At 61.5% G+C, this 25,444-nt stretch carries 21 protein-coding genes; 10 read left to right on the top strand and 11 right to left on the bottom strand.

Annotated features, from left to right (window positions below):
* Window position 1 precedes the first annotated feature (1 nt).
* Both V7116_RS11585 and V7116_RS11580 read left to right on the top strand, forming a co-directional pair.
* Window positions 2-481, top strand: a complete 480-nt coding sequence (locus V7116_RS11585) for a QcrA and Rieske domain-containing protein (RefSeq protein ID WP_324392087.1) — start codon at window positions 2-4, stop codon at window positions 479-481.
* A gap of 19 nt (window positions 482-500) precedes the next feature.
* Window positions 501-1,565, top strand: coding sequence for a c-type cytochrome (locus V7116_RS11580; RefSeq protein WP_324392086.1), 1,065 nt, complete (start codon window positions 501-503; stop codon window positions 1,563-1,565).
* A gap of 123 nt (window positions 1,566-1,688) precedes the next feature.
* On the opposite strand, the gene V7116_RS11575 is transcribed toward V7116_RS11580, so the two are convergent.
* Window positions 1,689-2,027 (bottom strand): hypothetical protein, encoded by a 339-nt coding sequence (locus V7116_RS11575; RefSeq protein WP_324392085.1) that lies wholly within the window; start codon window positions 2,025-2,027, stop codon window positions 1,689-1,691.
* Window positions 2,028-2,303: 276 nt separating this feature from the next.
* Entirely contained in the window at window positions 2,304-3,206 is a 903-nt protein-coding gene (locus V7116_RS11570) for a LysR family transcriptional regulator (protein WP_324392084.1), read from the bottom strand.
* 138 nt (window positions 3,207-3,344) lie between these two features.
* Here V7116_RS11570 and V7116_RS11565 point away from each other — a divergent pair, with 138 nt between their 5' ends.
* Window positions 3,345-4,862, top strand: coding sequence for a catalase (locus tag V7116_RS11565; protein WP_324392083.1), 1,518 nt, complete (start codon window positions 3,345-3,347; stop codon window positions 4,860-4,862).
* A gap of 110 nt (window positions 4,863-4,972) precedes the next feature.
* On the opposite strand, the gene V7116_RS11560 is transcribed toward V7116_RS11565, so the two are convergent.
* From V7116_RS11560 to V7116_RS11540, 5 genes are all read right to left on the bottom strand, one after another.
* Window positions 4,973-6,859, bottom strand: a complete 1,887-nt coding sequence (locus tag V7116_RS11560) for a glycoside hydrolase family 127 protein (RefSeq protein ID WP_324392082.1) — start codon at window positions 6,857-6,859, stop codon at window positions 4,973-4,975.
* A 97-nt stretch (window positions 6,860-6,956) separates the two neighbouring features.
* A complete protein-coding gene (locus V7116_RS11555; protein WP_324392081.1) occupies window positions 6,957-7,826 on the bottom strand; it encodes a carbohydrate ABC transporter permease in 870 nt (289 codons plus the stop codon).
* A 19-nt stretch (window positions 7,827-7,845) separates the two neighbouring features.
* Window positions 7,846-8,790 (bottom strand): carbohydrate ABC transporter permease, encoded by a 945-nt coding sequence (locus V7116_RS11550; RefSeq protein WP_324392080.1) that lies wholly within the window; start codon window positions 8,788-8,790, stop codon window positions 7,846-7,848.
* 135 nt (window positions 8,791-8,925) lie between these two features.
* Window positions 8,926-10,257 (bottom strand): ABC transporter substrate-binding protein, encoded by a 1,332-nt coding sequence (locus tag V7116_RS11545; RefSeq protein WP_324392079.1) that lies wholly within the window; start codon window positions 10,255-10,257, stop codon window positions 8,926-8,928.
* Window positions 10,258-10,361: 104 nt separating this feature from the next.
* Complete coding sequence (locus tag V7116_RS11540) at window positions 10,362-11,441, bottom strand: LacI family DNA-binding transcriptional regulator (protein ID WP_324392078.1); 1,080 nt, start codon at window positions 11,439-11,441, stop codon at window positions 10,362-10,364.
* 333 nt (window positions 11,442-11,774) lie between these two features.
* Here V7116_RS11540 and V7116_RS11535 point away from each other — a divergent pair, with 333 nt between their 5' ends.
* The 7 genes from V7116_RS11535 to V7116_RS11505 all read left to right on the top strand — a co-directional run bounded on the left by V7116_RS11535 (window position 11,775) and on the right by V7116_RS11505 (window position 19,957).
* Window positions 11,775-13,589 (top strand): carbohydrate-binding domain-containing protein, encoded by a 1,815-nt coding sequence (locus V7116_RS11535; RefSeq protein ID WP_324392077.1) that lies wholly within the window; start codon window positions 11,775-11,777, stop codon window positions 13,587-13,589.
* 259 nt (window positions 13,590-13,848) lie between these two features.
* Window positions 13,849-14,679 carry a polyphosphate polymerase domain-containing protein gene (locus V7116_RS11530; protein ID WP_324392076.1) on the top strand — a complete coding sequence of 277 codons (831 nt, stop codon included), beginning with the start codon at window positions 13,849-13,851 and terminating at the stop codon, window positions 14,677-14,679.
* Window positions 14,672-15,316, top strand: coding sequence for a DUF4956 domain-containing protein (locus V7116_RS11525; RefSeq protein ID WP_324392075.1), 645 nt, complete (start codon window positions 14,672-14,674; stop codon window positions 15,314-15,316). Before V7116_RS11530 ends, V7116_RS11525 begins: the two co-directional genes overlap by 8 nt.
* Before the next feature lie 34 nt (window positions 15,317-15,350).
* Window positions 15,351-17,003: a CotH kinase family protein gene (locus V7116_RS11520; RefSeq protein ID WP_324392074.1), complete on the top strand. Its 1,653-nt coding sequence runs from the start codon at window positions 15,351-15,353 to the stop codon at window positions 17,001-17,003.
* Window positions 17,004-17,069: 66 nt separating this feature from the next.
* On the top strand, window positions 17,070-17,753 hold the full coding sequence (locus tag V7116_RS11515) for a response regulator transcription factor (RefSeq protein WP_324392073.1): 684 nt from the start codon (window positions 17,070-17,072) through the stop codon (window positions 17,751-17,753).
* Window positions 17,753-19,171 (top strand): sensor histidine kinase, encoded by a 1,419-nt coding sequence (locus tag V7116_RS11510; protein WP_324392072.1) that lies wholly within the window; start codon window positions 17,753-17,755, stop codon window positions 19,169-19,171. The genes V7116_RS11515 and V7116_RS11510 overlap by 1 nt, the downstream gene beginning before the upstream one ends.
* 111 nt (window positions 19,172-19,282) lie before the next feature.
* Window positions 19,283-19,957, top strand: coding sequence for a TIGR00266 family protein (locus V7116_RS11505; RefSeq protein WP_324392071.1), 675 nt, complete (start codon window positions 19,283-19,285; stop codon window positions 19,955-19,957).
* Window positions 19,958-20,032: 75 nt separating this feature from the next.
* Here V7116_RS11505 and V7116_RS11500 read toward each other — a convergent pair whose 3' ends face one another.
* The 4 genes from V7116_RS11500 to V7116_RS11485 all read right to left on the bottom strand — a co-directional run bounded on the left by V7116_RS11500 (window position 20,033) and on the right by V7116_RS11485 (window position 25,239).
* Complete coding sequence (locus tag V7116_RS11500) at window positions 20,033-21,121, bottom strand: uroporphyrinogen decarboxylase family protein (protein ID WP_324392070.1); 1,089 nt, start codon at window positions 21,119-21,121, stop codon at window positions 20,033-20,035.
* A gap of 49 nt (window positions 21,122-21,170) precedes the next feature.
* Window positions 21,171-22,268 carry a hypothetical protein gene (locus tag V7116_RS11495; RefSeq protein WP_324392069.1) on the bottom strand — a complete coding sequence of 366 codons (1,098 nt, stop codon included), beginning with the start codon at window positions 22,266-22,268 and terminating at the stop codon, window positions 21,171-21,173.
* Between the two features lie 168 nt (window positions 22,269-22,436).
* Window positions 22,437-23,519 (bottom strand): ABC transporter permease, encoded by a 1,083-nt coding sequence (locus V7116_RS11490; RefSeq protein ID WP_324392068.1) that lies wholly within the window; start codon window positions 23,517-23,519, stop codon window positions 22,437-22,439.
* An 82-nt stretch (window positions 23,520-23,601) separates the two neighbouring features.
* Window positions 23,602-25,239 carry a sugar ABC transporter ATP-binding protein gene (locus V7116_RS11485; protein WP_324392067.1) on the bottom strand — a complete coding sequence of 546 codons (1,638 nt, stop codon included), beginning with the start codon at window positions 25,237-25,239 and terminating at the stop codon, window positions 23,602-23,604.
* Between the last annotated feature and the right edge of the window lie 205 nt (window positions 25,240-25,444).

Genomic DNA, 25,444 nt, shown 5'->3' with positions numbered 1-25,444 from the left:
CATGGATAAGGAAATGAATCGCCGCTCGTTTTTGAAGCTCGTCGGGTGGGCAGGGCTGGGAACGCTCGCCGCCGGGGAAGTGACCTACGCCAGTTTGCGCTTCATCGCGCCGCGCAGTGTCGCGGGGGAGTTCGGCGGGGTGATTACCGCCGGGGCCGTGGACGATTTTCCGCCCGGCAGCGTGACGCCGTTCACCGAGGGCCGCTTTTTCCTGGCGCGCCTGGAAGATAGCGGGTTTCTGGCCCTGTACCGCTCGTGCACGCACCTTGGCTGCGCGGTGCCCTGGGATGCCGAAAAAGGCCGTTTCGTGTGCCCCTGCCACGGCTCCGAGTTCGAGGTCGATGGCGCGGTGTTGAGCGCGCCCGCGCCGCGCCCGCTGGATCTGTTCCGCGTGAAAATCGCGGACGGACAGGTGCTGGTGGACACGGGCGACAAGATCCGCCGCGACGATCCCAGTGCCTCGCAGATCGTATACGCGTAGCTGCCGGAGGGAGAGAGGCATGAGCGCAAAACAACATTATCTCGGTCTGATGGCGCTGGGCGTGATTCTCCTGGCGTTGGGATTTGCTCTCTGGCACGAGGATACGCGCCAGTCGGAAGCATCGGCACAGCTCCGCGTCGATGCGATCGATCGGGCGATCGAAATTTACGCGACCAACTGCGTAGCCTGTCACGGCGCGAGCGGTGAAGGGATCGGATCGATTCCGGCTCTGGCGTCGGACGCACTGCGCGCGTCGGAAGTCGATACCCTCTCCAACGTGATTTCGCGCGGGCGCTACAACACGAATATGGCGGCCTGGGATGTGGCGGAGGGCGGCATCCTCTACCACTACGAGGTCAGCGATCTGATCACCCTGATCCAGTACGGGGATTGGAACGATGTGTACGCCTATGTGGATGCCGCGGGGCTGGTGCCGCCGCAGGTGGTCGTCGCGGAGGTGAGCACCGACGTTTTGGCGCAGGTTGCCGCGCTTCCCAACGGCGACGTGCTGTCCGCCGGGCTGACACTCTACGCCGAAAACTGTGTGGCGTGCCACAACGTCAACGGCGAAGGCACGGCACTGGCTCCTGCGCTGAACACCGCCGATTTCCGCACGCTGAACACGGACGAGCAGATCCAGCGCACGATTTCGCAGGGCGTGTCGGGCACGCTGATGGCGGGCTGGTCGCAGGCGCTCACCGTGGACGAGATCGACACGCTGGTGCTGTTCCTGCGCGATTGGGAGACGCTCAATCAGGCCCAGATCATGCTGCCTGCCGTCGAGGCCGCGCCCGCCGCGCCTGCATCGCCGGAGACAATCGCAGCAGGGGGACAGCTCTATTCGATATTGTGCACGCAGTGTCACGGGACGTTGGGCCAGGGTACAGCGCTCGCGCCCGCGCTCAACAACCAGACGTTCCTCGATACGACGCCCGACGCGGCTATCCAACAGATCATTTCGATGGGCGTGAGTGGAACCCGCATGCCTGCGTGGGGTGGCCGCCTGACCGAAGCCGACATCACGGCGATTACGGCCTATCTGCGCAGTTGGCAGCCGACCGCGCCGCCTGTCGCCAACCCGTAATGGGGGGACGCTCACCACTGTAACCGGATATCAAAAAGCCGCAGCTGAAAAGCGCGGCTTTTGGTTTTCGCTGATCGTCTGTGCGTGTGAAACCTGCATTCCCCAGGATATGTTCGGGGTCGTTCAGTCTGCCTGCTGCGCCGCAACCTGTTCCAGCATGGTGACCGCGGTGAGCTGGTCATTTTCTGGCAGCTTGCTGAACAGCTCGGTGATGGTCACCAACTGGGTGGCCTTGATCTGGAAGGCGAGCCGCTGTCCTTGCGCGCCGAGCGTGACTGTCGGGGCGACGTTCGGCGTTGAGCGGTTCAGGCTCAGCAGGCCATATCGTTCCAGGTCCAGCATGAATTCCGCGCCTTGATTCGGATCGAGATCGAGCTGGTCGAGGATCGTATCCGCGCGGATGCCCGGCGTGTCGTGCACTATTTGCATGATGCGCACCTGGGAGAGGTTCAGGTGATCCATGCCTTGGCCGACGTTGCTGTTCAACGTTTTGAATAGGTTTTGCCACGCATTCAAAAATCGGGAGGCCAACGCCAAAGAGTTTGAGCCGCTCGTCTGGTTAGTCATGTTACGACCGCATCCCTTCCGTGATACTCAACCGTTTCCAGTACAAGAGCCAGAGCAGAGACTTGAGTGTGATGCGAGAGCAGCGTATTGGCAAAAACCTTAATGCGGTTTGGCGTGCTTCGGGCGGGTGTGCTGGGTGACTGGCGGCTTTCCCGACTCTGGTGCCGGGAATCATACCTCGTCCAGCGGTGCGTGGGGGTATTCTTCGCGCACCATCTGGATAAACTGTGTCGCCAGATAGGACTGCGACCGCCCGGCGTGTGTGGCGGCGGCGATTTGCCGCTGTGGAACCGCATCACTCAGGGTACGGTATACAATGTTATCCGATGTGTCGCTTAATGCCAGGGCTTGTGGTACTAGCGAGACACCTAATCCGAGCAAAATGCAGTTCTGTACGGTGGAAAGCTGGGCGGTGTGACACACGATCTGCACGTTCAGGTTCTGCTGGTAACAAAACGACTGAATCTGCTCGCCCAGGCAGTGCATCTCGTTGAGCGCGATGAACGGGAAATTGTCCAGCGCCTTGACCCGGATCGACGCCCAGTTAACGAGTTCGTAGCGCCGCGATGACGCGACCAGCAGCGGCTCGACCAGCAGTTCTTCCGTGCGGATCAGGTGGTGGTGGACCGGCAGGCTGACGATCCCGATGTCGAGCTTGCCATCGATCAGGTTCTCGATCAGTGTCTCAGTCAGATCCTCGTGAACGGTCAGGGTCGCGTTGGGGAACCGCTCTCCGAAGCGCTTGATTACGCTCGGCAGCACGAACGGCGAAATCGTGGGGATGAACCCGACCGCCAGCGTGCCATAGCCGTCTTCGACCTCCTGGCTGAGCGCATACTTGATCTCCTGCGCTTTGGACAGGATCGTATTGGCGCGCGGCAGCAGGACGCGCCCGGCCTCCGTCAGCACGACGCCGCGGCTCAGCCGGTCGAACAGCGGCGCGCCTAACTCCTGTTCCAGCTTCATGATCTGCTGGCTGATCGACGGCTGCGCGACATTACAGCGCTCCGCCGCCCGGCTGAAGCTGCCTGTTTCGGCCACGGCCACAAAGTAGGTGAGTTGGTGGATTTCCAAGCGCGGCCTCTTGGAAGATATAGGAAGAAATTATATCGATGATAGACAATATATATTATACGCCTATGGGATGGCGCTGTACAATAAGATTGCTTGACGTTTGCAAATCGTAGCGGCAGATAGAGAAGGGCAATCACGATGGCTGACCAAAAGCAGTTGACGACCGCCCACGGCGCTCCCATTGGCGACAATCAAAATTCGCTGACGGCGGGCGCACGCGGCCCCTTGCTGATGCAGGACTACCAGCTCCTCGAAAAAATGGCGACTTTCAACCGCGAGCGCGTCCCCGAGCGGGTGGTGCACGCCAAAGGCTCCGGCGCGTTCGGCACGTTTACGGTAACCAACGACATTACGGCCTATACCAAAGCGAAAATTTTCTCTGAAGTGGGCAAGCAAACGCCGTGCCTGGCCCGTTTTTCGACCGTCGCGGGCGAGCGCGGCGCGGCGGATGCCGAGCGCGACGTGCGCGGCTTTGCCGTGAAGTTCTATACCGAAGATGGTAATTGGGACATGGTGGGCAACAACACCCCCGTGTTTTTCGTCCGCGATCCGTATAAGTTCAGCGATTTCATCCACACCCAGAAGCGCGATCCCAAAACGAATATGCGCTCCGCAACCGCCATGTGGGACTTCTGGTCGCTCTCGCCCGAAAGTCTGCATCAGGTGACCATCCTGTTCAGCGATCGCGGCTTGCCCCAGGGCTACCGCCACATGCACGGCTTCAGCAGCCACACGTACAGCTTCATCAACGCGGACAACGAGCGCTTCTGGATCAAGCTGCACTTCAGGACCATGCAGGAGATCAAGAACTGGACGAATGCGGAAGGCGCGCAGGTCGTCGCGCTCGACCGGGAAAGCGCCCAGCGCGACCTGTTCGACTCGATCGAATCGGGCGACTACCCGCGCTGGCACGTCTTCGCGCAGATCATGCCCGAAGCGGAGGCCGAAACGTACCGCTTCAACCCGTTCGATCTCACGAAGGTCTGGCTCCATTCAGATTACCCGCTGATCGAAATTGGCGTCATGGAGCTGAACCGCAACCCCGAAAACTACTTCGCGGAGATCGAGCAGGCGGCGTTTGAGCCGTCGAACATTGTGCCGGGCATCAGCTTCTCGCCCGACAAGATGCTCCAGGCGCGCATCATGTCCTATGCGGACGCGCACCGCTACCGTATCGGCGTGAACTACGCCGCGCTGCCGGTGAATCACGCCCACGCCGACGTCAACACCTACCACCGCGACGGGCACATGCGCTTCGACGGCAATTTTGGCGGGGCCGTGAACTACGAGCCGAACAGCATGGGCGGCCCGGTTGAAGATCCCCGCTATCTTGAGCCGCCGCTTAAAATCTCCGGTGACGCGGATCGCTATAACCACCGTGACGGCGCGGACGATTATACGCAGCCCGGCATGTTGTTTCGCTTGATGAGCGCCGATCAAAAGACGCAGTTGTTCTGCAATCTTGCGGAAGCGATGGCGGGTGTGCCGGAACGTATCATTGCGCGTCAGCTTGTGCACTTCTACAAGGCCGATCCTGACTACGGTCGCGGTGTCGCGCGGGAAGTAGGCCTCGATATGGAGCGCTTCGTGCCGTGGACGACGCTGTCACTGGCCGAGCTTGCGCAGAAGACCTCAGAGGCGGGGTACGCGGGCTAGCGGGATGCTGCGCAGCGGCATTTCGTGAGGACGCGGGATCAGGCTCCCCACGGGTCAACCGTGGGGAGCCTGCATTTTGTCGGGTGTTCGGAACGCCCCTGTGTGCCGGGCTAAGCGCGTGGGATCCACACACGCATCACGTTTTCGCCCCGGTTGGCCCAGGCGAAGTAAGGGATGGCGACCAGCGGCACGCGCGTTTGCGGCTCGCTTGCGGCGGCGCTGCGCGCAGGACGGTAAAGCCGCTTATTCCACGCGTCTGCTCCCGCCAACTGACCCTCGGTTTCGATGACCATCAACCCTTTTGGCGACCAGTCGCTGCTCCGCCACGCGGGGTGCAGCGCTGCTGTATCGTCCAGCCGGACGTCCATCAGGTTGACGCCGGGATGATCGGCGGCTTCGAAGCAGTACACCACCGGCCCGCGCTGGATTGCCAGACTGTCGCGCACCGCATCGACGTACGGATGCGCCTCGATGAGCTGCGCTTCCATCGGCAGCGACAGCACGACGCTGTCCCCAACCTTCCAGACACGGTCGAGCACGATGTAGCCCGCGTCGAGGGTCGGCGCGCTGACCGGCTCGCCGTTGATACTGACGCTGGCGCTGCTGCACCATTCGGGAACGCGCAGGCGAAGCTGCCACGCATCGTCCGGCGCTGCCTCGACACTCAGCGCGATCTCGCCCTGCCACGGGTAATCGGTCTGCACGGCGAGCCGCACCGGTCCGGCCTCGATCGTCCCGCTGTTGTAGAGGTGCACCTGGATCCCGCTGTCATCCACCGTCGCGCTGTACTGCGGCAGCGACGCCAGCAGCCGCATCAGGTTGGGCGGGCAGCAGGCGCAGGTCTGCCATTCGCCGCGTTCGTAGCCGCCCCGGCTCATCAGCGGGTTCATGTAGAAGAAGTGCTTGCCGTCGAGTCCCATGCCGCTCAGAACGCCGTTGTACAGTGTGCGCTCCATCAGGTCGGCGTAGCGGCTGTCCCCCGTAACGCGCAGCATACGCCAGTTCCACATCACGCTGCCGATCGCTGCGCACGTCTCGCAGTAGCACTGATCTGCCGGAAGCTCGTACGCATCTCCGAACGCCTCACCCTCGTAGCGCGATCCCAGGCCCCCGGTCAGAAACAGTTTCCCGACCGTCATGTCTTCCCACTGGCGATCCAGCGACGACAGCAGCGCGGTCTCACCGGTTTCCAGGTACAGGTCGGTGACGCCCGCGTTCAAGTACATGGCCCGCACGGCGTGCCCTTCGATGCGATCTTCCTCGCGCACCGGGACGCGGTCCTGGTGATATTCCGCTTTCAGCCAGCCCACGCCGCGCATCGTGTTTTTGCCGCGCTGGTCGATGAAGAACTTCGCCAGATCCAGGTAGTCGCGCTTACCCGTTGTCCGGTACAGGTCAACCAGCGCCATCTCGATCTCGGGATGCCCGGCAGTGCCCTGGCGCTTGTCCGGCCCAAAAGTCGCCGCGAGCAGATCGGCAAAACGCGTCGCTACGTCCAGCAGCTTGGTGGTATGCGTCGCCTGATAGTACGCGACCGCCGCCTGGAACAGATGCCCCGCGCAGTACAGTTCGTGCCCGAAGTCCAAATCAGACCAGCGACCGTCCGGCTTGACGATCTGGTAGTAGGTGTTCAGATAGCCGTCCTCGGCCTGCGCATCGGCAATCAGGTCGATGACCTCGTCGGCCAGCGCCTGAAGCTCGGCATTCGGGTTGGCGTGAATTTCGTAGGCGATGCCTTCGAGCCACTTATAGACGTCCGAATCCAGAAACGCCAGGCCCTTGTACTGACTGTCGATCCGGCCCGCCGCAATGCGCAGGTTATCCAGGTTTCCGGCCTTTTCAAGCATCTGGTAGCCATGCAACAGCGTCACCTGTCGATTGATGCGCTGCCAGTCCGCCCAGAATCCAGACGTGAACGCGATGGATTCCAGCGGCAGCATATGCCACCGGGCATAGGGATAGTAGGTGTCTGTTAGCTTTAGTTCGAAGCTGTGCATAGCGCGAAACTCCATCTGTTTGGAGAGCCAGGATCAACATGTTTCCGTTGTTTTAGCATAGAAAGCCAAGATGTACCTATTGGTTTGCCCGGGCGGCTTACCCCTTCAATGCGCCGCCGACCAGCCCGCGCACGATCGACTTCTGCGAGAACAGCATCAGGATCACGATCGGGGCAACCATCGCCACACCGACCGCCATAATCAGCTCCCACGGGCGGCCCCAGGGTGAGTAGCCCGCGAAGACCTCGGTGATCGAAACGCTGAGCGTCTTTGAGGATGGGGAGACCGAAAACGAGAGCGGGTAGAGCAGGTTGTTCCAGGCGTTGATGAAGTTGATCAGCCCCATCGTCACCAATCCCGGCGTGGTGACTGGCAGCAGGATGCGCAGGAAGATCACGGGCAGCGATGCACCGTCGATGCGCGCCGCCTCTTCGACCTCAATCGGCACCTGCTTGATGAACGACACCAGGACCCATACCGTAAACGGTGTGAGTGTGCTGCCCAGCACCAGCGTCAGCCCGGTGATCGTGTCCAACAGGTGAAACCGCGACAGGATGCGGTACAGCGGCACGATCGTGCCGACGTCGGGCAGGGCCATCGACAGCACCAGAATCCACAGCAGGATGGCGCTGCCGCGCACCTGGATCCGCGCGAAGGCATAGGCGGCGAGGTAGCTCACTACCAAGGTCAGCGCGGTCGTGCCCAGGGCAAATGCGATCGAGTTGCGTGTGTAGTCCACGATCGGAACCTGATCGACCAGCGTTCTGAAGTTTTCTAGCGTTGGGCTGGGCACATACACCAGCGGCGTCGTATACAACTGGTTGTTGGCGGCAAACGCCGATCGCACCATCCAGTAAATAGGCAGCAGGATCACCAGGGTATACAGGACGAACGCCGCGTACTTGCCGATCGATCCCCACTGCACGCGGGGCCGTTGAGCAGTTTGTTTCGTTTGGGTGGCAATCATGAGGTCACGTCCCGCGCGCTTAATAGGCGACATCGGCGCGCCGGTACAGGCGCAGCGCGATGATGCCGACGAGTGCTACAAAGAGAAGCAGTACGACGCTGATAGCCGACGCGAAGCCGAACTTAAAATACAGGATGCCTTCGCGGAAGACCTGCAGCGCCAGCACGGAGGTCGCCACGCCGGGGCCGCCGGATGTCAGCCCGTACACGAGGTCGAAGCCCGACAGCGACCACACGATGCGGAACAGCGTCATCGTGATCACCAGCGGCTTGACCAGCGGAATGGTGATGCTCCAGAACCGCTGCCACGCGCTGGCCCCGTCGATCTTGGCCGCCTCGTAGAGATCCTCCGGCACGCCCTGCATCCCGGCCAGGAAGATGATCGCCATGAACGGCGCGTCTTTCCAGACGTGCACCAGGATCACCGACAGCTTGGCCCCGGTCGGATCGATGAATGCCAGCATATGTTTCCCGGTGATCGCGTTGATCCAGTTGGTCAGCAGCCCGAACTGGTCGTCCAGGAACCAACGGAACGCGTACCCCGCCACGATCGTCGGAATGGCCCACGGGATCAAATTGATCGTGCGTGCGAAGGCGCGGCCCCTGAAGTTGGCGTTGAGCAGCAGGGCGATCATCATGCCCACGGCCAGCTCAATGAAGGTCGAGGCCAGCACGTACACGATCGTGAACGACAGCGCCCCACGGACGCCAAAATCGGTCGTTAGCGCCGAATAGTTTTCAAAGCCGATGAATTCGTTCGTGCCTTTAAGCAGGTTGTAGTTGGTGAAGCTGTACAGGACGGTCTGCGCGATAGGATAGGCCGCGGTGATGAAACGCAGGATAAACGCCGGGGCGATCAGGGCAAAAAACAGCAGATATCGCCGCACGGTGGTTCTGCGCGGAAGACTCAAGGCCAGCCTGCGTTTCGTGACCGCCGCGTTCCCCTCTATCGTGATCTTTTGCACGCTGAACCTCTTTCTGCTGATTCCGTGCTGGTGCAGTGCCGGCGCAAAGACGCGCCGGTATCGATCGGTCGAATGGGTGGGTGAGGCTGCCCAGACGGGAATCGCTCCCGCCTGGGCCGGTTTGTTGTCGCCTGCTTATTTCAGCGCGTCGAGTTGCGCCTTGGCCTGCTTCATCGAATCGTCCAGGCTCATCTGCTTGGTGAGGTACGACGACGCCGTATCTTCGAGGATGGTCAGCGCTTCGACGAACTGGGGATGGAACGGACGCACGCCGATCACGCCCGCGTCGGTGTACATCTTCATCTGCTGCACGAGCCAGTTGTCCTGCGGCGCTTCGGCCAGAACGGACTTGCGTGCGTTCAGGAACCAGAAGCCCACCTTCATCGCTTGGACGGCGACTTCGTTGGTCGACAGGAACGACACCAGCTCTTTGGCTTCTTCCAGGTTCGGCGAGGTGCGGATAACGCCGAAGCCCCACGCCGCCGGATAGGTCGAGCCGGCCTTGCCGCCCGGACCGACCGGCGGCAGCGTCACGGCGACCTTGTCGTCGCTGAACCATTCGGTGTTGTCTTCGCTGCGGGCCACGTCGCCAAAGAACGGCCACTGGCGCATGAACGCCACCTTGTCCGCGATGTAGTCGGCGTTCTGCTGGTTGTAGTCCTTTTGCAGCGACGCGGGATTGAACACGTCGTGGGTGTACATCAGGTCGTAGGTGTATTCGAGCGCCTGCTTATAGGCGTCGCCCACGTCGAATGGGTTGCCGCCCGCCTGGAGCGTCACCCATGCCAGATAGACGTTGAGGAATGCGCCTTTGATCAGGCCGTCTTCGGTCGCCCAGACGTTGTTGCCCTTGTCGGTGAAGGCCTCGCCCATCGTCTTGACATCGTCCCAGGTTTCGGGGACCGCAGTGCCCTTTTCGTCGAACCAGTCCTTGCGATACCACCAGTAGGGCATTTCCCAGTTGTGGATCACGCGGAACGTCTCGCCGTCGAGGCTGCTCCACGTCTTGCTGTATTCGAGCATTTCCGGCGAGAAGTCGTCCCACATTTCGGCGGGCAGAATGTCGTCCAGCCCGACCATGTACCCGGCCTGCGAGAGCGAGGTCGCTAGCTCGTCCTCGAAGTCGAGCACGTCGTACGGGCTGGTATCGGCCTGCACCGCGCTGACGATGCGGGTCAGTTCGGTTTCTTTCGTGTCGGTGCGCAGCACGATCTCGACGTCGATACCCGTCTTCTTGGTGAACTCGGTCTGTTCCAGCAGGTCGCTCATATTCTGCTGCGCCCAGCCGCCGACGGCGACACGGACCTTGCGGTTCTGGCGAACATACGGCATGCCGAACGGCTTGCTAGCGCTGGCGGCAGCGGCGGACGTGAGGCCGGGCGCAACCGAGGCCAATGCCGCGCCGGTCGCGGCTCCTCCTGCGAGCTGGATAAACTTGCGGCGTGTAACTTTACGTGGGGTAGACATAAGTTTCTCCTTAAAAAGTTGCCAGCATGATACTGTAAAGCAGGACAAAAAAGGCCGGAAAGGCCAGGTTATTTTCGGGCGGTAACAAGCCAGGGCGGTGCGATCTATTGATCCGGGTCTTTGTGCAGCAGGATGCGCCGTGTCGTGGCGCCCATGTCGAGCGTTTCCGGCGTGCGCTGCGAGGCGTCGGCTCCGCACGTCTCGCGTACGACGAGATGACCTTTGATCTTGATTTCGGGCATATCCTGGCGCGTTTCTTCGATTTGTTTGAGCAGCAGCTCCGCCGCCGTGCGCCCCATTTCGTAGACGGGCATGCTGACCGTTGTGATGCGGGGGCGAACGATCCGCGCGAACTCCCGGTTGTCATAGCCCACCACCGCGATATCGCCGGGAACGCTCAGCCCTGCTTCCTGGATTGCGGTGATCGCGCCGAGCGCCATCGTGTCGTTGGCCGCAAAGATGGCCGTTGGCAGGTTGTCCAGCGCCAGCAGCGTCTGCGCTGCCGCGTAGCCACCCTCATATTCCCAGTCGCCCGGCTGAGCCAGGGCAGGGTCGAATTCAATGCCCTGCGCGGCTAGCTCGTCCTTGTATCCGGCGAGGCGCTGTTGGGCGGTGTGCCAGCCTTCCGGCCCGTTGATGTAGGCAATGCGCTTGTGCCCCAGGGAAGCGAGGTGGCGGACGGCCAGGGTTGCCCCGTAATGGTCGTCAGGTACGACGGAGTTCTGAACGCTCGCCCCGAACAGCCGGTGAACGAACACGTACGGCTTTTTCGACTCTTGCAGCGCCTTGTTCACGGCCAGATGCGAGTACTCAACGAAGATGATCCCGTCAACCGGGCGGCTGACGAGCGAGTCGATCGCGTCCTGCTCGATTTCCGGGTCCCAGTCCGAGTTGACGATGAGGCTCAGGTAATCGAACGGTTTGAGGTAATCCTGAATGCCGCGCAAGATGGGCGGGACGAACGGGCTGAGGATGTCGTCAGCGATCACGCCGATCGTATTGGTTTGGTCCGTGCGCAGGCTGCGCGCCGCGAGATTCGGCTTATAGCCCAGCGACTGCGCCACCTCGATGATGGCCTGGCGCGTGGCGGAACTCACGGGATAGTTGCTGTTGCTGAGCGCGCGTGAGACGGTCGGGACGGAGAACCCGGAAGCTCTAGCAATCTCTTCAAGGGTAACAGGCATGGTGGTTTCTCAAAGGTCTAAGTGAACGACAGAAAACGTTTTCTGTATGCTTTTAAGATAGGAGAAAACGTTTTCTGTGTCAAGCGAGTGCCGTTAAAAGACCGAAGAACGGTCTTTTTCTCCGCGCGTGAGCCAAGGCTGCAAACGCGAAGCCGGGTGGTCGAAGTTTTAGATGTGCTTAACCTGATCTGAACATCTTCTAAATATCTTGCGGCTATCGTTAGGAGCATCCGGCGCGAATAGACGCCGGAGCTGCCGTGCGGCAGCGAGCGTTTCGGTAAAGGAACTGCGGTCCGTACAGGCGGGCCAGAACAAGGTGTATTGGAGGGAACAATGGGAAAACGATGGATATCGGCGCTGTTGATCTGCGGGCTGGTGCTCTCGATGGGGCTGGCCTATGGGCAGGGGCTTCATCTTGCGTCCGCCAGCAGCTCGGATGTTCTGGTGGGGGCAGGCGTTTGGCAAAGTGCAGATGCAACGCAGATCGTGCTGAACGGTGATTCGATCGCCGTAGACGGCAGCGGGGTCACGGTCGAGGGCAGTACGGCGACGATCGTCGCGGCGGGCAGCTACAGGATCAGCGGCACGCTGGCGGACGGTCAGATCGTGGTGGATACGGACGACGAGGGCGCGGTCACCCTGATTCTGAACGGGGCCGGCCTCAGCAGTTCGACCGGCTCGCCGTTGAGTATCATGAACGCGGACTCCGCCGAAATCGTGCTGCAAGAGGGCACGGAAAACACGATCTCGGACGGCGCGACGTATGTCTTCCCCGATCCTGAGGAAGACGAGCCTAATGCGGCGCTGTTCAGCAAGAGCGATCTGACGATCTCCGGCAGCGGCGCGCTGACGGTATCCGGGAACTACAACGACGGCATCGCCAGCAAGGACGGGCTGACCATCACCGGCGGCACGATCAGCGTGAGTGCTGCGGATGACGGCATCCGAGGTAAGGATTTCATCGTGGTCGAAGGCGGCACGATTACGGTGGCGGCGGGCGGCGATGGCCTTAAGTCCGATAATGCGGACGATGCGGCCCTGGGGTATATCACCGTGTCGGTGGGCATCTTCAACGTGACGGCGGGAGCCGATGCGGTCCAGGCTGAAACGGCGCTCTCGATTCGCGGCGGTGAATTTGTTCTGTTCTCAGGCGGCGGCAGCGGAACATACATCGACGAAACGCTTTCCGCGAAAGGGCTGAAGGCCGGAGTCAGCGTCCAGATCGACGGCGGAACCTTCACCATCGATTCGGCGGACGATGCTATCCACTCGAACGACAGCATCGTGATCAACGGCGGCGCGTTCATCCTCTCTACCGGGGACGATGGCGTGCATGCGGATGCCACACTGGACATCAACGACGGCGATATCAACATCACTCGGTCGTATGAGGGCATCGAGAGTGCGGTCATCACCATCAACGGGGGCAGCATTCGCCTCGTCGCCAGCGATGACGGGCTGAACGGCGCGGGGGGTAATGACGGATCGGGCACGCAGTGGGGGCCTGGCCAGGGTGGTGGTCCCGGTGGCGGCGGCCCGCGACAGGGTGGCGGGCAGATGGGGCAGGCTGCACCGGCTCAGGGCGGCACAGGCCAGGATGCGTTCGCGGTCTCGGGTGACTACTTCATCTACATCAACGGCGGCACGACCGTGGTGGACGCTGGTGGCGATGGCGTGGACGTCAACGGCTCGATCGAGATGACGGGCGGCACGGTGATTGTCAACGGTCCCACCGAGAACATGAACGGTGCGCTGGACTACGACGGCACATTCACGCTCTCCGGCGGGTTCCTGGTCATGGCGGGCAGCGCCGGGATGGCGCAGGCTCCCAGCGAAACGTCTACGCAGAACTCGCTGCTGCTGACCTTCGACTCGATGCAGGCGGCGGGCACCGTGGTGCATATCCAGTCCAGCGACGGCAGCGATGTGCTGACCTTCGCGCCTACCAAGGCGTTCCAGTCGATTATCTTTTCCTCGCCGGACCTCGCCACTGGGGCCACCTATGACGTGTACTATGGCGGCACCACGACCGGCGCAGCCGCGGACGGCCTGTATGCGGATGGCTCGTATGTCCCCGGCACCTCCTACACGGGTTTCACCGTGTCCGGCGTTGTGACGCGGATCGGCGGCGGCACGTTCCGTAACTGACCCACGCGCTGCGGCGCGTCATGGAAGCTCCATGCTGGCCTTATACGGGGCTGGCATGGGGCTTTTCCTGCCTGCTTCCCCGCCTGTTCCAGCCTGTTTTTTCGCCTCGAATAATTTTAGGTGCCTTTAACCCCGTCTAAACAGGATCTGAACATCCGTTAAATATATTTAGAGCAAGCTGCTGGCCGGAAACATGCCAGCGTTGTACTGGTAGATGGCTGGTAATGGGACAGCACACTCACGAGCTTGGAGACTAACGATGACTGCGAATGTTGGATATGTGGTTGGGCAGACTGAGCCGCCCCGGATCGTGGATATCACCACCCGGCGCATCGAGCGGGCGTTGGCGGCGTTCGAGCCGATCACCCTGGCCGAAATGGATGCCGTTGCGCTGCTCGATCGTGTGGACACGAAGTACGTGCTGCGCGCGGAGCAGCTTTACACGGTGCTGCGCCAGATCGCGCAGGCGTACCGCGCGCTGGAGATCAAGGGCACGCGCCTGAACCACTACCAGACGCTCTATTTCGACACGCCCGATCTGGCGCTCTACCGGCAGCACCATAACGGGTGCGGATCGCGCTACAAGGTGCGGGAGCGCAAATACATCGAGTCCGACCTGGCGTTCTTCGAGGTCAAGCGCCGGACCAACCAGGACCGCACCGTGAAATCGCGCCTTCAGATTCCCGACATCGAGCCGATGCTCGATCACCTGGTGGACGAGTGCGGCGGGGCGGACCCGGCGGTGGACGTGGACGGTCTGGAGCCGAAGCTGTGGAACGAATTCCAGCGCATTACGCTGGTGAGCACGCAGCAGCCGGAGCGGCTGACGCTCGACCTGAATCTGCGCTTTGCCTGGGGCGACGCGATCGAGGCTCTGCCAGGGATTGCCATTGCCGAAGTCAAGCAGGCGCAGGCGTCGCAGCCGTCGGCGTTCGTCCAGCAGATGCGCGGGCTGGGCATCCGTCCGACATCCTTCAGCAAATACTGTGTGGGCATCTGTATGCTGTACGACGGCGTCAAGACCAATAACTTCAAGTCGCGGCTGCGGCTGGTGAACAAGCTGATGCAGGAAGAGGTGAATCATGGGTGAGTTTCTCGATACGCTGATGAATTTTGCGCTCAATCTGGCGATTGTCTTCGTCATCGTGCGGCTGATCTACTACCCGCGACAGCGAGACAAGAACTATGTGTTCACTTTCTTCGTGTTCAACACCGTCGTCTTTTTCGTGATGGGCCTGTTGAATAACTCCGACATCAGCGTCGGGGTAGGGTTCGGACTGTTCGCTATTTTCTCGATCCTGCGCTACCGCACGGATACCATCCCGATCCGCGAAATGACGTACCTGTTCGTGCTCATTGCGCTGCCGGTGCTCAACTCGATTCTGCTAAGCGGCGAAGCGTATGGCGAGTTCGCCGTGGCGAACATGGCGACGATCGGCGTGCTGTACGTGTTGGAGCAGGGCTGGGGGTTCGACTACGAAGTGCGCAAGACGATCACCTACGAGCGCATCGAGATGATCCGGCCCGAGAACTGGCCCCAACTGAAAGCCGATCTGGAAACGCGCACGGGCCTGCCGATCAAGCGGATCGAGATCGGCAGGCTCAACTTCCTGCGCGACACGGCCCAGATCACCGTGTATTACGACGCGCGGGCGCTGGATACGTCTCAGGTCCGTTTTGCGACCAGCGAGGGTGTGTTTGCGGGCGATGCTGGTTACGACGACTGACGCGTGCGGCTCATTGAGGAGTAAAGGAATGGTGATGAACGGAATGCGGAAACTTGGGGCGGTGCTGTTGGGCGTGATGCTGGCGGCGTCTTCGCTGGGCGGCACGGCGGCACTGGCCCAGGATGATGGAGAGATCGAGCGCCCGGATGGATGGGACGAAACGTCGCACGGCGACACCGCCGAGCCGGATTACGATGTTGTGTTTCCGCAGGACGCGGTGAACACCATCACGATCACCATCGATCCGGCGGAATGGCAGGCGATGCTCGATGACATGACCGCGCTGTACGGCGAGTTCGGCGCGGGCGGCGGTGCGGGTGGCCCCGGCGGCGGAATGCCGCAGGGCGGCCAGATGCCTCAAGGGGGCGATGGCCAGGGTGGACCCCAGGGTGGTGAGAGGCCGGAAGATGGACCTCAGGATGGTATGCCCCAAGACGGCCAGATGCCTCCTGGCGGCGATGGCGTGCAGGGGGCACCACAGAACGGTGAAATGCCGCAGCCCCCTGACGGCGCGGGCAACCCCGGCGCGATGGATGGCGCAGGCATGGGCGCGGCGTCCAGCAGCGAGGACCCGATGTGGGTGGCGGTCGATGTTACATTCGACGGCGAGACGTGGACGAACGTCGGGATGCGCTTCAAGGGCAATTCCAGCCTGTCGGGGACGTGGCGCAGCGGTAGTTATAAGCTGCCGTTCAAGCTGGACTTCGACCAGTTCGAAGACGACTATCCCGAAATCGACAACCAGCGTTTTTATGGCTTCAAGCAGATCTCGTTTTCGAGCAACTGGGGCGACGAGTCGATGCTGCACGAGAAGGTTGCGGCGGACGTGTTCCGTGACGCGGGCATCCCCTCCGCAAACACGGCGTTTTATGCGGTCTACGTGAACTATGGCGAGGGGCCGGTGTATTTCGGGTTGTATACGGCGGTCGAGGTCGTGGACGATACGGTGATCGAAGCGCAGTTCAGTGACGACAGCGGCAACCTTTACAAGCCGGAAGGCGACGGCGCGGCGTTCGTGGAAGGTACATTTGACGAGGCGACCTTCGAGAAAAAGAGCAACGAAGACGAAGCGGACTACAGCGACATCCTCGCTTTGTTCGACGCGCTGCACGCAGACACGCGCCTGACCGATCCCGAAACGTGGCGCAGCAGCCTGGAAGCCGTGTTCAATGCTGACGATTTTGTGCACTGGCTGGCAGTCAATACCGTGATTCAAAACTGGGATACGTACGGTACAATGGCGCATAACTACTACCTTTACCACGATCCTGAAACCGGCCAGTTGACGTGGATCCCGTGGGACAACAACGAGGCGCTCACCGATCGCAGCGGCGGCGGCATGGGCGGCCCCGGCGGGTCAGGCGGTACCCCCTCGCTCGATATGGACAGCCTGGGCGACGAGTGGCCGCTGATCCGCTACCTGCTGGACGATCCCGTTTATCACGACCTATATGTGGGGTATGTCGAAGACACGATCGAGGGTGCGTTTGCTCCGGCGAAGATGGAAGCAACCTACCAGACACTGCACGATCTGATCGCGCCTTACGTGACCGGGGAAACCGGCACGACGAGCGCCACGGCGGTTGATGCGGACGCGTTCGCGGCGTCGTTGGACGAACTGATCGCGCACGTGAATGCGCGCTATGCAGCGGCACAGGACTATATTGCCAGTCAAACGGCTGGCTGAGTGTTGGCCGGGGCACAGTGGGCAGCCGCTGCGCCCCGTTTGGCACGACCGGGGGGTGTTTGTGGTATGGCGAAGACGATCCTCATCGTAGACGACAAGCTCAACGTTCAGATCCTGCTCAAAGATCTGCTGAGCGAGCAGGGGTTCCGCGTCGTGACGGCCAGCAACGGGCGCGAAGCGCTGTTCATGGCGCGCCACGAAAAGCCGGATCTGATCCTGCTGGATATCATGATGCCGGAAATGGACGGGTACGAGTTTATCCAACTCTACCGGAAAGAGAGCGACGCGCCGATCATTTTGCTGACGGCAGTGCTCGAAGAATCGGATAAGGTTCTGGGGCTGGAACTGGGCGCGGACGACTACATCACCAAGCCGTTTGGCCCGCGCGAGCTCATCGCCCGGACGCGCGCCGTGCTGCGCCGCACCGGGAAGGAAGACAGCGGGGCGGAGGTGCTGCGCGTGGGCGGCATTACGCTCGATCGCAGCGCATACCGCGTGTTCGTGGATGGCCGCGAGGTGACGCTGACGCCGTCGGAATTCGCACTGCTGGAACTGCTGCTGTCATCCCCGGGGCGAGCGTTTTCGCGCGCGGAGCTGCTCGAACACCTCAAAGGCGGCTCGATGGAAGGCGTCGAGCGAACGGTGGACGTGCACATTCGCAACCTGCGCTCCAAGATCGAGCCGGACGCGTCCGATCCCTACTACATCGAGACGGTGTTCGGCGTGGGCTATCGTTTCAGGGCGGAGTAATGGCGAGGTTTGGCGTGTCGTCTCTGCGGGTCAAGATCACCCTGGCGCTGGTCGTCACGGGCCTGTCGGGTGTGCTGATCGTGGCTCTGCTGACGCGCGCTTTCACCATGTCCGAGTTCGACAATTACGTGGTCGAGCAGGCGCGCGCCGATTTTCTCGCGGAAGTGACCGCCTACTATGAGGTGTACGGCACGTGGGACAACATCCAACTGGTGCATGGCAAAGTCCCGCTGGCGCAGCAGCCCCCGCCGCCCGATGCGCCTGCCGATGGCGCGCCCGCGTCGCCGGTACGCTTCACCCTGATCGACGTCAACGGCGAGGTGATCCTCCCCCAGCAAGATCCGCCGCGTACCGTTCCCGCTTCCAAACTCAGCAAGGCAGATCCAGTAACGGTGGACGGCGAGGTGGTGGGCTACATCATGCCGGACGACCGGTTTTCGGGGCGCGATCCGCGCGAAGAAGCCTACCTCAACCGGATCAACCAGATGTTGTGGATCGCAACCGCGGGCGCGATCGTGCTGGCGCTGGTGCTCAGCTTCCTGTTTGCGCGTTCGCTGACGCGCCCGCTGCGCGAGATCACGGCAGCGATCCGGTCCGTCGCACGGGGACATCTGGAGACGCAGGTGCCCGTGCGCAGCCGCGACGAGGTGGGCGAGGTGGCCGAGGCGTTTAACCAGATGAGCGCCGATCTCGCCCGCTCGAATGCGCTGCGCCGCCAGATGACCGCCGATATCGCGCACGAGCTGCGCACGCCGCTGTCGGTGGTGGTGGGCTACTTGAGTTCGCTGCACGAAGGGCTGCTGCTGCCAACGCCGGAACGGTTCAAGATCATGCACGACGAAGCGCAGCATTTGCAGCGTCTCGTCGAAGATTTGCGCACGCTCTCCCTGGCAGACGCCGGTGAACTGCGCCTGATCAGGCAGCAGGTGGCCCCGGCAGAGCTGCTCAACCTGACGGCGGCAGCGTTCAGCAACCAGGCGGAACAACGGCGCGTTACGCTGGCCGTGCGTGCCGGTCTGGATCTGCCGCTGCTGCACGCCGATCCTGACCGCATCCTCCAGGTTCTAAGCAATCTGGTGAGCAACGCGCTGCGCCACACGCCCGAAGACGGCCAGATCACGCTTTCGGCTCAGGCGCGCGAGAACGTGCTGATCCTGGCCGTGCAGGACACCGGATCGGGCATCGCGCCGGAACATTTGCCGCATGTCTTCGAACGCTTTTACCGCGCCGACGCGTCCCGCTACCAGACGAATGGCGAGTCGGGCCTGGGCATGGCGATCGCCCGATCGCTCGTCGAGGTACACGGCGGCAGCATCGCGGCGGCGAGCGATGGCAAGTCCGGCACGACTATTACCCTGTCGTTCCCCCGTGCGCCAGACGCGGCGCATCCCGCAGATCCCGACGTTTTGCCCCAATAGCTGGGGTGGTGACTCTATCGCAGTAATCCCATACTATGATAGTGATCGGCACGTTCGCTTCCAGGACGAACCGCCCTGGCTGTTGCATATTTTGCTGAAAGGATTGCTGCAATGGACGTTTTGCTCAAGCACAAACCAGCTTATTCCCTGGCCGTGGTGACGCTCGCAGGCGGGGAGGAAGTCCGCGCGGAATCGGGCGCGATGGTCAGTTACAGCGAGGGCGTGCAAACCGAGACGTCGTCGCGGGGCGGGTTTTTGGGCGGCCTCAAGCGTGTGGTGGGCGGCGAGAGCTTCTTCCAGAACACGTGGAAAGCGCCGGGCCAGGGCGGTGAGGTGACGCTCGCCCCGACGCTGCCCGGCGATATGATGGTGATCGAACTCAGCGGCGGCGATTTTTATTTGCAGAGCGGGGCGTTCGTTGCCTGCGAAGCGTCAGTCGAAACGGATACGAAGTGGGGCGGGGCAAAAGGCTTTTTCGGAAGCAGCAGCCTGATCCTGCTGCGCATGAGCGGGCAGGGCAAGGTGGTTTTGTCCGCTTACGGCGCGATCGAGGAGCGGACGCTTCAGCCGGGGCAGAAGTATACGGTCGATACGGGGCACATCGTCGGTTTCAGCAGCTCGATCCAGTTTCAGGTCCGGCGCGTGGGTAACTGGAAATCGACCCTGCTCAGCGGCGAGGGGCTGGTGTGCGAGCTGACCGGGCCGGGGAGCGTCCTGATGCAGACGCGCTCGGAAGACGCGCTGATCGGCTGGCTTGCGCCGCGCCTGCCCAGCAAGGGCGACTAAACGCGCGGGCGCATGGGTGAAAACAAAGCGGAACGGGGCTGCTCACCGTTCCGCTTTTTCGTCTGCGCAGGAATGCTACAGCGCGCTGTAGGGCGTGTCGCGGATCGTGTTGACCATCGCCCAGAAGTTTTCCAGCGGCGTGTCGAGCTGAACGTGATGCGTCGGGCCGAGGATCAGGCCGCCGCGCCGCCCGAGCGTCTTCAGGCGCTCGATGACCTCCGTGCGCACGTAGTCGGGCGAGCCCATCGGCAAGGTGTACTGTTCGTCGATCGATCCCCAGAAGCTGAGCTTGTCTCCAAACTGGCGTTCGAGATCGTCGGGATTCATGCACGCGGGCTGGATCGGGTTGAGCACGTCCAGGCCAATCTCGATCAGGTCGGGGATGACCGGCGAAATGTCGCCGTCGGAATGGTAGGCCACTTTGACGTCGGGATTGATCGCTTTCAGTTCCGCGATGAAATTTGCCATGCGCGGCTTGAGGAAGCGCCGCCACATGCGCGGCGAGATCAACATGCCGTTCTGCGTGCCGATGTCGTCGCCGGTCCAGACCATGTCGACGCCCATCTCGACCAGCTTGCGCGCGGCGGCGAGGTGGTAGCGGTAGGGGATTTCCAGGATCTCGTCGGCCAGATCGGGATCCTCGACCAGATCGACCAGCATCTGCTGGAGGCCGCGCAGCGCCCAGGCCGCCTCGAAGATGGTGGTTACCGTGACGCCCACGATCCAGTATTCGTCTTTGTAGTCGCGCAGCACGCGCGCCGCCTCGTCGTACAGGTCGGGGCGGGTGGGATCGGGCGGGACGTAGCTGCGCACGGCGTCATCCTGAGCCAGCGGGTGCCCGACGATCTCGGTGTAGCGGCCCGTGCCGAAGGGGGTGACGTACTCTTTCGATCCCCAGCCGATGCCCCATTCATCGACGTACTGGGCGGCATCCTGGTAATACGAGTTTGCCCAGCCGACCGAGGTCAGTAGCATGTCCTCGTCTAGCTCGCGTTCGAGCACGTAGGTATTGCCGCCGCCGTGCGGATTGTGCAGCCTGTCGCCGCCGATGCCCATGTCGTCGCGCAGGCGGGGGGCGAATTCGGGCGGGGAGCTGATCTGCATCGGGCAGCGGTCGGGTTTTTCGTGGTGAAGGGCCATTAATACGCGTTCGCGGTGCTTCATCGTCTCTTGTCCTGTAAACTCATAGGGCGCGAACCGGTGCGAGCGCCGTCTAGTGCCACTTTTCCAGCCGCTTGATGATCGCCAACTGCTCGTCTTCGTCTTCGGTGCCCACCCACAGGAAGATGCCTTGCGGCTCCATCGCGTCGATGAAGTCTTCCAGCTCGTCCACCTGAAGATCGACGATGATGCCTTTGCCCGCCGCCTGAACCTTTTTGATGAACGGCAGCCATTGCATGATTGCGCGGCCTTCGCCCATGCTTTGGACCCACTGGATGCCCTGGACTTCCGGCACGCTGAGGATGTGGTCGATGTGGCGCGCCACGCCGGGACCGTCCACGTGATAGACAACATGGGTCATGTCCTGGACTTCGCGCTTGAGGATCGGCAGGCTGAACTCGACGAAATGGCGCGACGAGATCATGGCCGAAAAGTCGCAGCTTGGGACGTGGAACTTGCCGAACGATGGCAGCCCGATCCAGCACATTGACGGCAAATTCGCGGCTTTCAGGATCGCGTCGAAGTGGTCGAAGATCTGGCGGAAATCGGCAGAGGCGATCTCGATGAGGTGCTTGGCTTCGTCGGGATATTCCACGAGGTCGAGGCAGAAACGCTCGACGCCGCGCCACGCCATCGCGCAGTCTTCACCGGGGTGCAGGTCGGTATAACCCACCAGCGATTTCCCCTTGCAGCGCTCGATGGCGCACGCCATCAGCGCTTCGATGCCCTTGAAATATTCGTTGTTCATGTCGAGCTTGAGCTTTTGCATGTCGTCCCATTCGCGCACGACCGGGTGCGACCAGGACGTGACCTCGCCGTAGGTCAGCTCCGCGCCGTAAAACGCCGCGTAGATATCCGGTCCCAGGTTGGGATCGAACATGGGGAAGGTTTCGCCGTGATAGCGCTTGCCTTCAATGGATTTCACATAGTCATCCACCCGGCGCTCGATCTCGAACCAGCGTTTCTTCTGTTCCGCCGCCGGGCGCTTGCCTTCGGCATCGCCCAGATTGAACGCGGCGTTGTGCGCAACGAACCGGACCGGGACGCGGTCCAGGATGTCGCCGTCGTACCACGCATAGAGCCGCTTCATCGCCGTCTCGAAGTCGGGCTTGCCTGCCAGCTCTACGTTCCACCAATCTTGTTGGCTCATTGCATCATCCCTTTAATTTCATTGCGCCGCCGCCCATAAACCGCCGTGGCGCACATCAAAGTATCGTTGGCGCGGTCGCGCAGCCGCGCTCTATAGGCTTAAAAACCGGGGCGAGCCAACTGCGACCCGTCCCGGTCTGAGAATGTAACACCCGTCTCGTGACGCGGACTACGACTGCTGCGCGAGGGCGCGTGCGCGCGTTTTTTCTTCGCGCATCTGCCGCCACTGCGAGATCGCCACGGCGCCGATGAGCAGCAGTCCGAGCGCGACACGCTGGACGAAGGTATTGAAGCCCAACAGGTTCATGCCGTTATTGAGCACACCGACCAGCATGACTGCCAGGAATGTGCCGATAATCGTACCCTTGCCGCCGGACGTGGCCGCCCCGCCCAGGAAGACCGCCGTGATCGCTTGCAGTTCCAGCCCGACTCCGTTGATCGGGTTGCCGGAGGTGGTTCGAGCGGCGAGCAGCACGCCCGCCAATCCGGCCACGCCGCCGGAAATGACATACATGGCGATGCGCATACGGGTCAGGTTGATACCGGCCAGACGCGCCGCAACTTCGTTACCGCCGATGGCGTAGACCGCGCGACCGAAATCGGTGTAGGCCATCAGCACATGGATGAAGAGGGTGACCAGCACCAGGATCACGGTCAGCACCGGTACGCCGGTCCACTTGGAGCCGTTCAGATCGGGGATGGGCACACCGGTAAAGAGGCGCTCGCGCGCGAGCCAGGTGAAATCGGGCTGCGTCACAACGCCGATAGGTTTGCCGTCGGGGGCGAGCAGGAACGCGATACCTGCGAAGGCGGCCAGCGTGCCGAGGGTGGCGATGGTCGAGTTGACGCGCAAAACGGTCACAATGAAGCCGTTGATCACGCCTGCGACCATTCCGGCCAGGATGCCCGCCGCGACCGCCACGAACACGTTGCCGGTGGGCAGGAACGTCGAGCCGAACGTACCTACGCCAACCAGCACGGACGCCGATACCACCGAGCCAATCGAGGCGACGGAACCGACGGAGATATCGAGGCCGCCCGCAACGATGACTACGGTTTCGCCAATGGCTAACAACCCCACAATTACGATGGCCTGTGCCACGCTGTTCATGAGGTTCTGCCAGGAGAAGAACTTGTCTCCGCCGCTGTAACCGAACCAGCCGCTGACAACAGTGATCAAAAACACCAGGATCACCAGCGCCAGGATCATCGACACATTATCGGGGCCAATGCGGTTCATGGTCCGGCGCATGAAATCCCCTGCACCTGCGGTGGAGGCCCGACCCATAGGTTTTTGAGATGCGTTTTCGACGCTCATACTTTAGCTTCTCTTCCTAATGTGCTGCGGCGGCATCTAGGCCACTATTTGCGGACAGGTTATCGCCCAGCGCCAATGCAAGGATTTTTTCTTCGGTCGCTTCTTCCCTGGAGAATTCCCCCCGGATGCGGCCATTCTGCATGACGTAAATGCGGTCGGAAAGGCCCAGGATCTCCGGTAGTTCAGAGCTAATGAGGATGATCGCAATCCCCTGGTTCGCCAGCTCGTCGAGCAGACCGTAAATTTCCGCCTTCGCGCCGACGTCGATGCCGCGTGTTGGTTCGTCGAGGATCAAAACTTTCGGTTTTACGGCCAGCCAGCGCGCCAGAACAACCTTCTGCTGGTTGCCGCCGGAGAGCTTGCCTACTTCCTGTTCAACCGATGGCGTCTGGACGCGCAGCTTTTCGACGTAGCCCGTGATGGTCTCGCGCTCCAGGTGTCTGCGGATGAATCGGAAGCGGGTTAGCTGCCGCAGGATTGCTATCGACGCATTTTCCAAAATGCTGCGGATCAGGATCAATCCCTCGCGCTTGCGATCTTCCGGCGCAAACCCGATGCCTTTGGCGATGGCTTCGATGGGGTGCTTGATGTTGATTTCTTTGCCTTCCAGCAAGACCTGGCCGCTGGTTTTGCGCTCTACGCCAAAGATGACCTTCGCCAACTCGCTGCGTCCGGCCCCTACGAGGCCCGAAAAGCCGACGATTTCGCCCGAATTGACGTAAAAATTGATGTCGTGATGCCAGTTGCTATTGAGGTTCTTGACCTCCAGCATCCGCTTTTGATCCTGGACAATGTGGCGTTGGTAACCGCCGGACAGCTCACGGCCTACCATCAGGCTAACGATTTCGTTCTCGCTGATGTCAGCCACGTCGCGCACCGCGACAAGCTGGCCGTCGCGCAGGATGGCGACGCGGTCGCACAACCGCTTGATCTCGTTCAAACGGTGCGAGACGTACACCAGGGCGACGCCTTCGTTGCGCAGTTTGCGTACCAGCGCAAAGAGTCGGTCCACTTCTTCGTCACTCAACGAGGAAGTCGGCTCGTCCAGAGCCAGGACGCGCACGCCCGATTTGAGGGTGCGCATAATTTCCACGATCTGGCGTTGGGCCGAGGATAATTCGTAGCCCATCAGGTCGATAGGGAGCTGGTTCTCAAAGCCGAATTCCTTGAGGCTTTGTTCGACCATCTCGTTCATTCGCGTACGGTCAATAAAACCAAACTTCTTAGGCAGTTCACCGACCCAAATGTTTTCGGGCACGCCGACCCAGGGGATAATCTCAGGCTCCTGATAAATCACGCGAATCCCGGCTTTGCGCGCGCTGCTGGGATTCGAAAACGACACCTCCTCACCGTCCAGGGTGATCGTGCCTGCGTCTGGTTGGTAGTCCCCACTGAGGATCTTGAGCAGCGTGGACTTGCCAGCCCCGTTTTCGCCCACGAATGCCAACACTTCGCCAGCGCGGATCTCCAATGAAACATCGTCGAGTGCCCGCACATTGGGAAACGCCTTGCTGACGTGCGACATTTTGAGCGTGTTAATCTGTTTTGTGTCCTCTGTCACGGCAGACGGAGCTGTTGTTTGAACCATAGCCAAATACTCTCTTCCGAGGTCCACACCGCCAGGGTGAGCTTGTTCAAGACCGGGGAGCAGCAAATGCCGCTCCCCGGATGGCGTATCGAGAACTACTGCGAGCAGTTCGCCAGCGAGATGGAATCCATCGTGTCCATGTAGTTGGACGGATCCACGATCGAGGTCGGGGCGAAGGTTTCGGCGGGCGGCTCGGTGCCGTTAACGACGGCGTCATAGAGCACCTGCGCGGCGGTCGTGCCGACGTCCAGGCCGGAGATGAACAGGGCGG

The organism is Aggregatilinea sp. (assembly GCF_036822615.1).
Taxonomy (GTDB): Bacteria; Chloroflexota; Anaerolineae; order Aggregatilineales; family Aggregatilineaceae; genus Aggregatilinea.
This window is presented reverse-complemented; position numbering and strand designations above follow the sequence as displayed.